Origin of the sequence: Pseudoalteromonas sp. AS71, from assembly GCF_038900275.1 — a bacterium.
Classification (GTDB): domain Bacteria; phylum Pseudomonadota; class Gammaproteobacteria; order Enterobacterales; family Alteromonadaceae; genus Pseudoalteromonas.
This window is the reverse complement of record NZ_JBBMQZ010000015.1, coordinates 59,418-72,796: the sequence shown is the minus strand read 5'-3', so window position 1 is coordinate 72,796 and position 13,379 is coordinate 59,418. Positions and strand designations below refer to the sequence as shown.

Annotated in this window: 16 protein-coding genes; 14 read left to right on the top strand and 2 right to left on the bottom strand. The window is 39.4% G+C overall.

The genetic code is table 11. The annotated features are described in order from the left end of the window. The first annotated feature begins 1 nt into the window (after window position 1). From WNY98_RS12615 to WNY98_RS12595, 5 genes are read left to right on the top strand one after another with little or no spacing between them, the layout of a single operon-like run. Window positions 2-961 (top strand): flagellar motor protein MotB, encoded by a 960-nt coding sequence (locus tag WNY98_RS12615; protein WP_197185694.1) that lies wholly within the window; start codon window positions 2-4, stop codon window positions 959-961. Window positions 962-973: 12 nt separating this feature from the next. Next, entirely contained in the window at window positions 974-1,744 is a 771-nt protein-coding gene (locus WNY98_RS12610; protein ID WP_007585827.1) for a ParA family protein, read from the top strand. 3 nt (window positions 1,745-1,747) lie between these two features. Beyond that, complete coding sequence (locus WNY98_RS12605; RefSeq protein ID WP_342878054.1) at window positions 1,748-2,542, top strand: chemotaxis protein CheW; 795 nt, start codon at window positions 1,748-1,750, stop codon at window positions 2,540-2,542. Between the two features lie 24 nt (window positions 2,543-2,566). Further along, a complete protein-coding gene (locus WNY98_RS12600; protein ID WP_002959294.1) occupies window positions 2,567-3,064 on the top strand; it encodes a chemotaxis protein CheW in 498 nt (165 codons plus the stop codon). Window positions 3,065-3,081: 17 nt separating this feature from the next. Further along, the gene (locus tag WNY98_RS12595; protein ID WP_076923500.1) at window positions 3,082-3,483 is read left to right on the top strand and encodes a DUF2802 domain-containing protein; all 402 of its coding nucleotides are present in this window, start codon (window positions 3,082-3,084) and stop codon (window positions 3,481-3,483) included. A 31-nt stretch (window positions 3,484-3,514) separates the two neighbouring features. On the opposite strand, the gene WNY98_RS12590 is transcribed toward WNY98_RS12595, so the two are convergent. Beyond that, a complete protein-coding gene (locus WNY98_RS12590) occupies window positions 3,515-3,823 on the bottom strand; it encodes an EscU/YscU/HrcU family type III secretion system export apparatus switch protein (RefSeq protein ID WP_076923499.1) in 309 nt (102 codons plus the stop codon). Window positions 3,824-3,825: 2 nt separating this feature from the next. Beyond that, the gene (locus tag WNY98_RS12585) at window positions 3,826-6,279 is read right to left on the bottom strand and encodes a flagellar hook-length control protein FliK (protein ID WP_342878053.1); all 2,454 of its coding nucleotides are present in this window, start codon (window positions 6,277-6,279) and stop codon (window positions 3,826-3,828) included. 113 nt (window positions 6,280-6,392) lie between these two features. On the opposite strand from WNY98_RS12585, the gene ccmA reads away from it, so the two are divergent. From ccmA to ccmI, 9 genes are read left to right on the top strand one after another with little or no spacing between them, the layout of a single operon-like run. Next, window positions 6,393-7,013, top strand: coding sequence for a cytochrome c biogenesis heme-transporting ATPase CcmA (gene ccmA, locus WNY98_RS12580; RefSeq protein WP_076915766.1), 621 nt, complete (start codon window positions 6,393-6,395; stop codon window positions 7,011-7,013). Further along, window positions 7,013-7,699, top strand: coding sequence for a heme exporter protein CcmB (gene ccmB, locus WNY98_RS12575; RefSeq protein WP_024599195.1), 687 nt, complete (start codon window positions 7,013-7,015; stop codon window positions 7,697-7,699). Before ccmA ends, ccmB begins: the two co-directional genes overlap by 1 nt. Then, a complete protein-coding gene (locus WNY98_RS12570; RefSeq protein WP_342878052.1) occupies window positions 7,699-8,436 on the top strand; it encodes a heme ABC transporter permease in 738 nt (245 codons plus the stop codon). The genes ccmB and WNY98_RS12570 overlap by 1 nt, the downstream gene beginning before the upstream one ends. 2 nt (window positions 8,437-8,438) lie before the next feature. After that, window positions 8,439-8,642, top strand: a complete 204-nt coding sequence (gene ccmD / locus WNY98_RS12565; protein WP_149614289.1) for a heme exporter protein CcmD — start codon at window positions 8,439-8,441, stop codon at window positions 8,640-8,642. Then, window positions 8,639-9,118: a cytochrome c maturation protein CcmE gene (ccmE, locus tag WNY98_RS12560; RefSeq protein WP_024599192.1), complete on the top strand. Its 480-nt coding sequence runs from the start codon at window positions 8,639-8,641 to the stop codon at window positions 9,116-9,118. Before ccmD ends, ccmE begins: the two co-directional genes overlap by 4 nt. 2 nt (window positions 9,119-9,120) lie before the next feature. Then, a complete protein-coding gene (locus tag WNY98_RS12555; RefSeq protein ID WP_342878051.1) occupies window positions 9,121-11,091 on the top strand; it encodes a heme lyase CcmF/NrfE family subunit in 1,971 nt (656 codons plus the stop codon). Next, window positions 11,088-11,657: a redoxin family protein gene (locus WNY98_RS12550; RefSeq protein WP_342878050.1), complete on the top strand. Its 570-nt coding sequence runs from the start codon at window positions 11,088-11,090 to the stop codon at window positions 11,655-11,657. The genes WNY98_RS12555 and WNY98_RS12550 overlap by 4 nt, the downstream gene beginning before the upstream one ends. After that, complete coding sequence (locus WNY98_RS12545; protein WP_024599189.1) at window positions 11,657-12,118, top strand: cytochrome c-type biogenesis protein; 462 nt, start codon at window positions 11,657-11,659, stop codon at window positions 12,116-12,118. The genes WNY98_RS12550 and WNY98_RS12545 overlap by 1 nt, the downstream gene beginning before the upstream one ends. Continuing rightward, window positions 12,119-13,372, top strand: a complete 1,254-nt coding sequence (gene ccmI, locus WNY98_RS12540; protein ID WP_024599188.1) for a c-type cytochrome biogenesis protein CcmI — start codon at window positions 12,119-12,121, stop codon at window positions 13,370-13,372. Window positions 13,373-13,379 lie beyond the last annotated feature (7 nt).

Genomic DNA, 13,379 nt, shown 5'->3' with positions numbered 1-13,379 from the left:
CATGTTACGCCGACGACTTCGTCACTCTGATACTAAAAGTCAGCATACAGAACGTTGGCTTGTATCGTATGCCGACTACATGACGATTATGTTTGCTTTTTTCGTGGTGCTGTATGCAATAGCGATTAACAAAGAAGAACAATTTCAAATATTGTCAGACTCCCTTGAACACGTTTTTGATAAATCTGCCCGCCAGCACTCCCAGCAAGGTGAGGGCGTCAATGGTAATGGAATATTGACAGATAGAGTTAGCCCAGAACAAGAAGTTCTTTATGGTGAAAGTATTTTAAAAGAAGAACAAGGTCCAGAGTTACTCGACGGTCAAAGTGATACAAGTAACATACAACAGAAATATTTAGGAAAACCACTCGATAGCTTACTTGCTAAGCTGCAGTCAGCGCTTATTGATGAAATTCGTGACGGAGAAGCCAGCTTAGAGCTGAATCAAGATTGGCTGATTATAGAGCTCAGCTCTGGTATGTTATTTTCAAGTGGTAGCTCAGTTGCACACTCGAGAGCAAAGCAAGTCGTCAAAATTGTTAAAGATATTATTGCTCCAGTAGATAACTATATTAGGGTGCGTGGCTATACTGATGATGAAAGTATTCGCAACGAGATATTTCGCTCAAATTGGGAACTCTCGGTTGCTAGAGCAACGTCTATCCTAGTAGAACTAGAAGCATTAGGTATCAATTCTGCCAGAATGGCGATAGAAGGTTATGGTCAATATTCACCTTTTGTAAGTAACGATACAGAACAAGGGCGAGCAGAAAATCGTAAAGTTGTTATTGCACTTTCTAAGTATGGTTTACCACCAATACAAGACATTAAAGGTGATGAACAAGTTAATAAACCAGTAGTGGCAAAGCCTGAAATTGAGCTCCCTTCAGATGACGATACAATAAAAATAATTCGTTTGCCTCATGGTGGTATTCGCATAACAACGCGCAATGAACAGTAATTAGGATGTAATGTGAAGATTTGGACTGTCGCAAATCAAAAAGGTGGTGTTGGGAAAACAACAACTGCAGTGAGCCTTGCCGGTATTTTAGCTTTGCAGGGTAAGCGTGTGTTGCTTATAGATACAGACCCTCATGCATCACTCACTTATTACTTTGGCATTGACTCAGAAGATTTAGAAGTGAGTGTGTACGATATTTTTGCTCGTGGCACAAGCATGCAAAGTGAAGAGATACTTCAAGCTCTATGTCCATCAACGCTTGAAAACCTGGATATTTTACCCGCAACAATGGCAATAGCCACGCTTGATAGAAGTATGGGTAATAAAACAGGAATGGGATTAATACTAAAAAAAGCACTTGCAAAAATCAGTGAACATTACGATTATGCAATTTTAGATTGCCCTCCCGTTTTAGGGGTGTTAATGGTTAATGCGCTTGCAGCAAGTGAGCGAATTTTAGTGCCAGTGCAAACGGAGTTTTTAGCACTTAAAGGGCTTGATAGAATGATGCGCACTATGGAATTAATGCAAACCTCTCAAGCGAAAGATTATCAATATACTATAATCCCTACTATGTATGATAAACGTACTAAAGCATCGTTAGAAGCATATAAAACACTGCAAAGTACGTATGGTGATAAAGTCTGGCCAGGTGTAATACCGGTGGATACTAAATTTAGAGATGCAAGCTTTGCGCAAAAAGTGCCTGTAGAGTATTGCCCTCGTTCGCGTGGTGTATACGCATATAAAGCACTGCTAGAATATTTAATTGAACAAGGTTAATGAATGAGTAAGCAATTATTTGCTAATGAAAAAGTAATGAAACAATACCTAGGGGCTTTGTTATGTGAAGACGAGCCTGTAGATAGCCTTGAGCCAGTTGCAAAATTACTCGAGCAAATGCCGCACGACTCGCAGCAAGAACATATTCATTTAAAACCTAAAGAACAGATAAAAGCGGCAGAAAAAATATTTGATCAAGATTTACTTAATGCCGAAATTAAGCCAATAGTTGAACCGATTATTGAAGCCGGAAAAGTTAATAAAGCCATTGATGATGAAGTAATAGAGCCAATAAGTACGACTATTGAAGAACCAGAGCCACAGATTGTAACCACTAGCCAATCTGACTATTTTGATGGTGAATTTCAGGCATTATTTTTTGAAGTTGCTGGTTTAACATTGGCTGTACCCTTAAAAGCATTAGGCGGTATACATCAATTAGGTGAAGTTAATCATTTGTTTGGTAAGCCAAAGTGGTTTAAAGGCGTTATGCTCAATAGAGAAGAAAAGCTTAATGTTGTTGATACTGCTCGGTGGGTAATGCCAGAAAAGTATGATGATAAATTAGAAGCGTCTTTAGATTATCAGTATTTAATTACCTTAGGTGATAGCCAGTGGGGCTTATTAGCTGAAAAGTTGATAAATAACATTACATTGAGTAAAGAAGATGTAAAATGGCGTACAAATAAAAGTAAGCGCCCATGGCTTGCTGGTGTTATAAAAGAAAAAATGTGTGCTTTAATAGACGTAGATAATTTAAATATATTATTAGAGAAAGGCTTAGATAGCCGTCAGTAGTAATGACCATTACGGGGTAATAGCATGAATCAAGATAAATTACTGTCAGCAAATAAAAACGCAGATAATAATGATGAAATTTTACAGTGGGTTACGTTTAAGCTAGAAGAAGAAACCTACGGCGTAAATGTAATGCAAGTACAAGAAATACTTCGTTACACTGAGATAGCCCCTGTACCAGGTGCTCCTTCTTACGTTATTGGTATTATTAACTTACGCGGTAACGTTGTAACGGTTATAGATACTCGTGCACGTTTTGGTTTGTTAGCTGCTGATGCAACCGATAATTCTCGTATCTTAATTATTGAAGCTGAAGAGCAAGTTATCGGCATCTTAGCTGACAGCGTATCTGAAGTGGTTTATTTACGCAGCTCTGAAATCGATAGTGCACCAAATGTTGGTACTGAAGAAAGTGCTAAGTTTATTCAAGGCGTTTGTAATCGTGATAATGAATTACTGATTTTGGTTGATTTAAATAAGTTACTCAGTGATGACGAATGGGATGAGTTAAGCGATATATAAGCTTTACCAAATAAATTATGCTGTTACTTAGTATAGCTATATCAGCGTTAGCGATAGGACTCATATCGCTGGCGTTAATTATTGCATTAAAAAATAAACAAGCGAATGAAGTTAATGCAGTGTCGCAACAGCTCAAAGATAGCTCAGAGCAAACTCATATTTTGCGAAGTGAGATTTCAGAGCTTAGAACAGGGCTCTTAAGTATTGGTAAGCGAGTGCTTGAGGTTGAACAACAAAATCAAGATTTGGTTCAACAACAAGCTGCGCAAAAATACGATGACCCTGATGCTAAAATTTACTCTCGTGCAGTAAAAATGGTTGAATTAGGTGCCGATCTTGATGAGGTGATACGCGAATGCGAATTACCGCGAGCAGAAGCAGAATTACTATTTTCATTACATAAGCAAAAAGGCGCTTAGCGCCTTTGTGTTTACAAGTGCATAAATAAGCTCATGCTTTAATATTTAACTTACCTTGAAAGTCTTGCCAGCCTGGCGGAAACTGACCTCTTAATACATATGAAAATGCAATGAGTTCTGCAATTACATAATAAAGTTCTTTAGGAATTTCCTCCCCTAAGCTCAAATGAGACAACGTTTTAGCAAGTTCAGCATCTTCGTGAATCATAATTCCTTTGAGTTTTGCCGCCGCAATTATTTCGTCAGCTAATTCGCCAAACCCTTTTACACTTACAGTGGGTGTATTGCCAGCTTCATATAAAAGCCCAATGGCTGACTTATTAATAGGTGTATCACTCATAGCTAAACCTTAATATTAATAATTGCATGAGATTTATAAAATGCCTGATTATTTGCATCGCCTCGCTTTAAGTTGAGCTCTCCAACTTGTAAACCATGTTTAGCTAGTTTGGATCTTAAATTATCTAAGTGAGGGTGAGCAATTGCGCTTATTTCTTGGCTCGAGGCTAATAGCTGGCAATCAAGCGCTTTATCCATTAACTCAGCGGTAATTTGTAACTGCCCAATCTGTGCATAATCAAAGTTTAACCTGACAAACCATACATTTTTATCTTCTAATTTATCTGCGCTTTGCTTTTTATATTGCCCCAGTGTTATTTCTGTTTGGGCGGTCTCCGGCGGCAATTTCATTGGTAATAAAAACTGTGCAAGCGGGTTTGTGTCAGGTTGCTGATTTGGTGTTGAAACACTTACTTGGGTAAGTGTGTTTTTAACTTGTACGATTTCGCTAGCTAATGCTTGAACTTGAGCTTGCTGCAGTTGCTCAAGTATTTTTGCTCCCGCGTTACCGGTCTTAAAAGTAGGTATGAGAACTTGTAAAAGTGCATCTAAGCCAGTTTGGTTATTAAAGCTTATTGGTGTTACTGATTGGCTAATTATAGGGGCTGCTAAAATACTCACTGCAACTTGTTCAAGTCCTTTAGTGAAGCTACTTTGTAGTATATCACCTGTTAATTGGGATGGTTGTAAGGTGGCTAACACTTCACGCTGTATGGTCGCAGGGTTAATATTATTACTTGAGACCATGCGATTAAATGCTTGGTTAACTAAGCGAGTTAAATCGGGCGTATCTTTTGTTGCTCTATTTGTAATGTCAGTAATTTGACTACTTAAAAGCTGTTTGTTACCAGCCACTCTATCCGTAGGGATTGTGGTATCAGGAAGCTTTAATAATGTGCTTAATAGCTTTGCTTCTATTGGTTGTAGCATTTGACTACGAGAGGCAATATTAGATAACGGCTCTGCTAATGGGATCGTGTTTTTAATACCGGCAGAGTTTACACTGTTTTGATTGTTGCCGTTTATTACTTGTTGCACTGAAGAAGTTGTTTGCCCTTTAGTAACAATTTCACTTGTAGGCTTAATTAACGTATCAACTTTACTGTTGGTACTAATACTCAGAGCACTCAATTGACTCGCGTTTGGGTTACTTGGCTTAGCGCTCGCCACTTCACTTTGCGTAATATTATTTGTTATTGGCGTGTTGGTTGTTGCTGTGTTTGAAGGTGATTGCCAAACACTAACACTTCCTTTTATTTGCTGAGTTAATTGTACAAGTGGTGGGAGTCTTGAAAAGTGCTCTGGTAAAATATTACTCGTATTGCTATTCAACGCAGTACTTACATGTTGGGTAATGTTAACTCTAGTTAGCGGTGATTCTGTTACTTGTACAATTAAGCCTGGCCTTTGTATTGCAGACAATACAGATGGTGGTGTTAGCTCAGGTTTATTTGCTGCTGCAAAGGGCTTATTTTCAAAGTATTTAACCGCATCATTAATTCGCGTTTTTAAATCACTAAAGCTATTTTGTAGCCACGATTTTATTGGACTATCTGGGGTCAATAATGGGTTTACTTTTACATTAGAAACAGACGATGGCACTGCCGGTGCATTGCTTTTTTGCGCTATAAGTAACTCGTTAAATGGTTTAGAAAATGAGTTATTAAGCGTCACTTTTATATTGTTAGCATCGGTTTGAATAAGTAATTTATCTGCCTGATTTATTAAATTTACTTTAATAGGCGTGTTGGGTAGTTCACTAACTTGTTGATTAGTAATAGGCGTTGTAAACGAACCTGGCTTTTGAGGATGAGTTAAAATAGCGAGCTTAGGCGTTGCTTTCAGTTGCGCACTAGGTAATAAAGCCACGAGTAATTTAGTAAGTTTAGTTTGGCTAAGTGGTTGCGTATGAACTGTATCTGCAAAGCGACTAATAACATTAAGCTGTGTGCCTTTATTAGTGGTGCTAACAACTACTTTTAAAGGCTGCTCGGTTAAAAGTAACTGCGCTACGTCTTTATTTATGGCAATACTGGCGTTGAGCTTATCAATTACTAATTTGGGAGTTGGGGATACAACGACTTGTACATCCAGTGGTTTGCTTTGTACCTCAGTGCCCGTGCTTACATAATTTAATAAACGCTGTAATTGTACTGGTTGATTTAAAGTCAGGGTAGTAGTGTTTGGCGTGATGTTGAGCTGTTTGCCATCGGGGTTGAGCTGTATGTTAGCACTGGCTATTTTTTGTAAATTTTGAGGTGTGCTTGCAGTGCCAAGCCTTAATGTTTGCCAATGCTTATCAATCAATACATCAAGCGTAATCGAGTCTTTCGAAAATTGAATGTTTTTAGCCGCAAGTACCTCATTAGGTAATTGTGATAACTCATTGGGTTGGGGAGTCGTTGACTGATTGATAACCAATGAATTAGATAATGTTATTTGCGTTGGCGTATTCATTATTTTAAATCAAGTTTTCTCTATTTTAAGTGAGTCGATTTTAAAGCAATATTCGTATTACCCTATCATTATGGTAGACTAACGCCTAATTTTTGGCAGAGAGAATCGTCATCTTGTTACACATTAAGTCCGTCACCTGCATCAAGCAAGATCGTTGTTTGTTTGCGGATCTTAATTTTAGCCTTAATAGCGGTCAAATCATGCAATTAGCGGGTCCTAATGGGGCTGGTAAAACATCGCTATTGCGTATTATCGCAGGCTTCTCTGTGCCTGATGAAGGTGCTGTTTTATTTCAAGAACAGCCCATATCTAAGTACTACGAAGAGTATGCCAGAGAACTACTCTTTATAGGCCATAAAACAGGTGTAAATACTCAGCTTAGTGCAGTTGAAAATGTTCGCCATTGGTTACAAATTAATGGCTACATAAACGAGCCTGACTTATATGCCATTCTAGCGCAACTTGGCCTTGTTGGGCTTGAAGATGTACCGGTTAGGATGCTATCTGCTGGGCAACAACGACGTGTAGCTTTGGTAAGGCTTTGGTTAAGTGATGCTAAGTTATGGGTACTTGATGAGCCATTTACCGCGCTTGATAAAAGCGGCGTTGCTTTTTTACAGCAGCGATTTACTGAACACTTACAAAGCGGTGGTGCTATTTTATTAACGACCCACCAAGATTTAACGACCCATTTTAGTAACTTGCAAACGGTTACATTGGAGTATCGCCACTAATGACTCGTCAACATTCTTATTGGTTGCTATTTAGTGCGGTATTTACCAAAGATGTAAAACTTGCGTTTCGCCAGCGCGCCGAAATAGTAAATCCTATTTTGTTTTTCTTAATTGTAATTTCATTATTCCCGTTAGCAATAGGGCCTGAGCCCGGTCTATTGGCAAGAATGGCGCCAGGTATTATTTGGGTCGCCGCATTGCTTTCTACCATGTTGGGATTGGATAAGCTGTTTAGAGATGATTTTAATGATGGCTCATTGGAGCAGTTAATTGCATCGTCTTATCCGTTATCGTTAACCGTACTCGCAAAGGTTACTGCACATTGGGTAGTAACAGGCCTTCCGCTTGTATTAATGACGCCGCTGTTTGCATTGCTATTAAACCTAGAAAGTACGGCGCTAACTGCGACCGTTTTAACATTATTATTAGGCACACCACTATTGAGCTTTATTGGCGCAATTGGCGCTGGGCTTACTGTGGGGCTACAAAAAGGGGGTATTTTGATGAGTTTACTCGTACTGCCTTTGTATATTCCTGTTTTGATTTTTGCAACGTCAGCTATCGATACCAGCACAATGTCGCTGGATTATAGTGGGCAGCTTGCCATCCTTGGTGCAATGTTGCTTATTGCTATTATTAGTGCACCAATTGCCATATCGTCAGCTTTAAAAGTGAGTGTAAGTTAATGTGGAAGTGGTTACATCCCTATGCTAAAGCAGAGCGTGCATATCAGTTATGCAATACGTTACTGCCTTATTTTGCCGTAGTTACCGTGGTTAGTATGATTGTTGGATGGGTATGGGGGCTTGGTTTTGCACCTGCCGATTACCAACAAAAAGACAGCTACCGTATCATTTTTATTCATGTTCCTTCTGCCATTTTATCTATGGGCGCTTACTCCTCAATGGCAATTGCCGCCATTGTTGCACTTGTATGGCAACTACGAAATGCTGAACTTGCTGTTATTGCTATAGCCCCTGTTGGTGCATGCATTACTGCTATTGCGCTTATTACTGGCGCTGCATGGGGTAAACCTATGTGGGGTGCTTGGTGGGTGTGGGATGCACGTTTAACGTCTGAACTTATTTTATTATTTTTATATCTTGGGGTGCTTTCGCTTTACCATGCGTTTGAAGATAAAAAGTCAGCAGGGCGTGCGGCTTCTATTTTGGCGATTGTTGGCGTAATTAATTTACCTATTATTCATTACTCTGTTGAGTGGTGGAATACGTTACACCAAGGTGCAAGCATTACAAAACTAGACACCAAAGCAATAGACCCAAGTATGTTTTGGCCTCTTATGGTTAATATTTTAGCCTTTGCTGCTTTTGTAGGCACAGTGACTTTGATTCGTCTTAAAAATGAAATTTTGCAACGCGAAAAGCACCGACCGTGGGTGCGTACGTTGTTAAATAAGAGGTAATTATGCAGTTTGACTCTTTTTCTGATTTTATTGCAATGGGAGGCTATGGGTTTTATGTATGGCTTTCTTTTGGTACATGCGCACTTATTTTACTCGGTATTTTAGTGAACTCTTTAAGAGATACTAAACGTATTATGGCTTCAGTAGAGCAACAAATAATACGTGAAGCGCGAATTAAAAAAGCTAAACAGGAACAAGTATCATGAATCCAAGACGTAAAAAGCGCCTATTGGTAATTATTGCCGTACTGTTTGGTATTGGTGGATCGATTGGTTTAGTGCTTTATGCACTTCAAGAAAATATAAACTTATTTTATACGCCAAGCGAGCTTATTGATGGTAAAGGTCCTAACAAAGAAAAACCACACATAGGCCAAAAGTTACGTATTGGCGGTATGGTTGTACCTGGTACAGTTGAGCGAAATGAACAAAGCTTGCAAGTAAGCTTTAAGTTAATTGATACAGGTCCATTAGTTACCGTGCGTTATCAAGGCATATTGCCAGACTTGTTTCGTGAGGGGCAAGGCATTGTAGCGCAAGGTGTATTAATAGAACCTAATGTTATTGAAGCATTTGAAGTACTTGCAAAGCATGACGAAGAATACATGCCAGCAGAAGTTGCAGAGGCAGTTAAAGGTATTAAACACGAAAAACCAAAATACAACTTAGATAGTGGTAATTAGCTATGATCCCAGAAATTGGTTATTTTTCTTTAACGCTTGCCATGGTGCTAAGCGTTTTACTGTGTATTTTTCCTCTTTGGGGCGCGCATACCGGTAATCTTCGATTAATGCGTGCGGCTCCATCTTTAGCAATAGGACAGTTTGCCTTTGTACTAATCTCTTTTGCTGCCCTTATTTATGCGAGTTTAACTGACGACTTTACCGTATCTTACGTAGCGTATCATTCAAGTAGTACGCTGCCTTGGTACTATAAAATCACCTCTACGTGGGGCGGTCATGAAGGTGCTATTTTATTGTGGCTAGTTATGCAGGCGGGTTGGACTGCTGCTGTTGCAGCGCGTTCTAAATCATTACCTTGGGTACTACGTGCTCGCGTATTGGGTGTGCTTGGCTTTTTAGGTGTAGGTTTTATGATGTACACCTTGCTGCTTTCAAGCCCATTTGAGCGTCTACTTCCTTATTTTCCAGTAGAAGGGCGAGATTTGAATCCGCTGCTTCAAGATCCTGGAATGATTATTCATCCACCATTATTGTACATGGGTTATGTAGGGCTTTCGGTTGCTTTCTCTTTTGCTATAGCTGCATTATTAACCGGTAAACTTGATAATACATGGGCTAAATGGTCACGCCCGTGGACGATGACAGCATGGGGATTCTTAGGTTTAGGTCTTACTATTGGTAGCTGGTGGGCGTATTCAGAACTAGGCTGGGGCGGCTGGTGGTTTTGGGATCCTGTAGAGAATGCAGCGCTTATGCCTTGGCTTGTTGCAACTGCATTACTGCATTCATTAAGTGTGACAGAAAAGCGCGGTATATTTAAATCATGGACAGTGTTACTCGCGATTGCAGCATTCTCTTTAAGCTTGCTGGGTACGTTTATTGTACGTTCGGGTATTATTGTATCGGTACATGCTTTTGCGACTGACCCTGATAGAGGCTTATTTATACTCGCCTTTTTAGGCGTAGTTGTAGGTGGTGGCTTGGCATTATATGCAATGCGTGTGTCGCAAGTTCACAGTGAAGGTCGATATAAGCTCGTATCACGCGAAGTTGCGTTATGGCTCAATAATATATTTTTAGTCGTTGCTACATTAATTGTTATGTTAGGCACTTTATTGCCAATGGTTCATAAAGAAATGGGGCTGGGTAGTATTTCTATTGGTGAACCGTTTTTTAATAAGATGTTTGCAATAATTTTGGTTCCTTTTGCTATTTTGATGGGAATAGGACCACTTTTACGTTGGAAGCAAAATAAATGGGCTTTCTTAAAAAACAAAATATTAATGGGTGTATTAGCAAGTGTCGTGATTACCTGCGCTTGGTTGTTCTCAAGTTACGATTTAGTAAAGCCTCTTACATTATTAGCGACAACGCTTGCAGTGTGGATTGCAATATCAACAGGGATTGATATTTACACCAAAGCCGCAGTGCACGGCACATTAAAAGAAGGTTTAAAACGCTTTACTGTCAGTTACTGGGCGATGGTGCTTGGGCATATTGGTATTGCATTTATTATTGCGGGCGTAACACTGACCTCTGCTTATTCAGTAGAGCGTGACGTATCAATGAAACCGGGTGAAACCGCACAGCTTAATGAGTATGAATATCGCTTTGATGGTGTTAAAACTATTCGCGGACCAAACTACAGCGGCCATGCGGGCGTTGTATCGGTGCTTAAAAACGATGAGCTGGTAACACGCTTACATGCTGAAAAACGTAAATATGATATAGGTATGCAGTTTATGACTGAGGCAGCAATAGATGCCGGTTTTAAACGTGATTTATATTTAGCGTTAGGTGAGCAGTTAAGTGGTGATGCATGGTCACTTCGCATTTATCATAAACCATTTGTACGCTGGATATGGATTGGTGGTGTGCTTATGTCATTTGCAGGTTTCATGATTTTGTTTGATAAACGCTACCGTACATCAGCTAAAACAGCCCGTAAAGATGCACCGGAGAGTGTTTTATGAACCGTAAAATTTTAGCACTCGCGCCGCTTTTAGTATTTGCATTTGTTTGTGTGTTTTTATACCAAGGACTTTTTGCTAACCCTCGTGAAATTCAAACGGGGCGGTTAGGCCAAGAAATGCCCGCATTTAATTTACCAGATTTGATGCAAGACAATAAAGAGTGGACTAACGAATCGTTAAAAGGCGAAGTTTACTTATTAAATGTGTGGGGTACTTGGTGCCCGACATGTTTAGTTGAACTTGGCTATTTAACTAAATTACGTGAGCAAGGCGTTAAAATTATTGGGCTTTATTACGTACAAGGTTACGACGCTGACTTTGATGGCCCATTTAATATGCAATCACTTCGTACAGAGGTGACTGATATGCTACAACGTGCGGGCGACCCATATCAATTTAATATTTTAGACTTACACCGTACTTTGTCGTTGGATTTAGGTGTCTCGGGTGCGCCTGAGACATTTTTAGTTGATAAAAACGGCACTATTTTACTGCACCATACAGGTGATATAAACCAGCGAGTATGGCGAGCTAAATTTGCCCCAATTATGCAGGAGCTTAAATAATGAAGTGGTTTCTACTTACACTTAGTCTTTTTGTGAGCATGGGTGCGTTTGCAGAGCAAGATCGCTATCAATTTGATAACAATAAACAAGCAATACTATTTGAAGAGCTAACTAAAGAGCTACGTTGCCCTAAATGTCAAAATCAGAATATTGCTGATTCAGACGCCGTTGTTGCTAAAGATTTACGCGATAAAGTACTCGTATTGGTGAAAGAAGGTAAGAGCAAAGACGAAGTGATTGATTACATGATAGACCGCTTTGGTTATTTTGTTCATTACGACCCACCCGTTACACCCGCTACTTTAGTACTTTGGGTATTACCTGTATTAATTGTAATAGTCGGCTTTGGTTTTATTGTTATTCGCCAGCGAAAAGCATCAGTAAAACAAACGTGGAGCAGCGACGACGAAATGCTGTTAGCTAAGCTAATTGAACAAAATAAACGTCAGGAGCAAAGTTAAATGATATTAATGTGGGCGTGTTTTGCTTTACTCACACTGGTTGCTCTTGGATTTGTGATGTTGCCTTTTTTAAAAAAAGAGCGCGTTCAAACAATTACTCATAATGCCAATGCTGAGCTAATTAGCATTTATGAGCAGCGTTTAGTTGATTTACAAACTGATTTAGATAATCAACGTATTGATGGCGTAAGTCATGCAGAATCAATTGTTGAATTAAAACGTCGCTTATTGAATGAGTTATCACCAGAAAAATCACTAAACAGCAAAGGTAATAATCGTATTTTTGCTTTAACTGGTGGTGCTTTTGTTCTTGCTCTAACAGGCGTTTTTTATGGTCTAACGGGTAGCCAGCAGCAAATTTCGGCTTGGCATGATGCAATGGATAATTTAGCTGATTATGGTGAACGGGCTGTAATGCAAAAAGGTGAGCCGCTTAGCCAAAATGAGCTGCAGGCTTTTGCTTTGGCGCTTCGTACTAAGCTTAGTCGTTCTGGCGATGATGAAGTTGCTTGGATGCTACTTGGGCGAGTTGCTATGTCGCTTAATGAATTTGACATGGCGCAGCAGTCATTTGACAAAGCACTACGTATGAATCCTGATAATATGCAGGTACTTATTAGTTATAGCCAAGTTTTATTACTAGAAGGCAGCGAAGCTAATATGACTCGTGCGGCAGGTATGCTCTCAAAAGTACTGAAAGTTGAGCCTACCAATTTAGATGCAATTTCGTTATTAGCACTTATTGCCTATGAACGTAAAGATTGGCCTCAAGCTAAAGCTGCATTTGAAGTTTTACTTGCCAGTATGGAAAAAAATGATTCTCGTTATAGCATGATTTCCGAGCGTATTAGTGATATTGAGCAGCAAATGCAAACGGAAGGCTCTGTTATGCCAGTTACTAATACAACGGGTGCTATTGCAGTTACAGTCGACATTGCAAAAGAGCTTATAGATAAACAGCCAAAAGACGGTATTTTGTTTATATTTGCAAAAGCAGCAAGTGGTTCGCCAATGCCGCTAGCTGCTGTTAAGCTCGCTAAATATTCATTTCCAATTACAGTTGAGTTGAGTGATAGTAGTGCAATGGTTGCTGGGCTAAACTTGTCTAGTGCAGAAAATATTATTATTTCAGCGCGTATCTCTATAGATGACTCTGTTATGCCAAGTTCTGGTGAGCTAGAAGGTCATTCAGAGTCGTTAAAGCGTGAAAGTGTAAGTGACTACCAACTTCAAATTGATACATTAATACCTTAAGGACGTT

Bases quoted from the DNA above. Each gene is read 5' to 3' on its own strand.
- WNY98_RS12615 (WP_197185694.1), top strand. From the start codon at position 2: ATGTTACGCCGACGACTTCGTCACTCTGATACTAAAAGTCAGCATACA.
- WNY98_RS12605 (WP_342878054.1), top strand. From the start codon at position 1,748: ATGAGTAAGCAATTATTTGCTAATGAAAAAGTAATGAAACAATACCTA.
- WNY98_RS12600 (WP_002959294.1), top strand. From the start codon at position 2,567: ATGAATCAAGATAAATTACTGTCAGCAAATAAAAACGCAGATAATAAT.
- WNY98_RS12595 (WP_076923500.1), top strand. From the start codon at position 3,082: ATGCTGTTACTTAGTATAGCTATATCAGCGTTAGCGATAGGACTCATA.
- WNY98_RS12590 (WP_076923499.1), bottom strand. From the start codon at position 3,823: ATGAGTGATACACCTATTAATAAGTCAGCCATTGGGCTTTTATATGAA.
- WNY98_RS12585 (WP_342878053.1), bottom strand. From the start codon at position 6,279: ATGAATACGCCAACGCAAATAACATTATCTAATTCATTGGTTATCAAT.
- ccmB (WP_024599195.1), top strand. From the start codon at position 7,013: ATGACTCGTCAACATTCTTATTGGTTGCTATTTAGTGCGGTATTTACC.
- WNY98_RS12570 (WP_342878052.1), top strand. From the start codon at position 7,699: ATGTGGAAGTGGTTACATCCCTATGCTAAAGCAGAGCGTGCATATCAG.
- ccmD (WP_149614289.1), top strand. From the start codon at position 8,439: ATGCAGTTTGACTCTTTTTCTGATTTTATTGCAATGGGAGGCTATGGG.
- ccmE (WP_024599192.1), top strand. From the start codon at position 8,639: ATGAATCCAAGACGTAAAAAGCGCCTATTGGTAATTATTGCCGTACTG.
- WNY98_RS12555 (WP_342878051.1), top strand. From the start codon at position 9,121: ATGATCCCAGAAATTGGTTATTTTTCTTTAACGCTTGCCATGGTGCTA.
- WNY98_RS12550 (WP_342878050.1), top strand. From the start codon at position 11,088: ATGAACCGTAAAATTTTAGCACTCGCGCCGCTTTTAGTATTTGCATTT.
- WNY98_RS12545 (WP_024599189.1), top strand. From the start codon at position 11,657: ATGAAGTGGTTTCTACTTACACTTAGTCTTTTTGTGAGCATGGGTGCG.
- ccmI (WP_024599188.1), top strand. From the start codon at position 12,119: ATGATATTAATGTGGGCGTGTTTTGCTTTACTCACACTGGTTGCTCTT.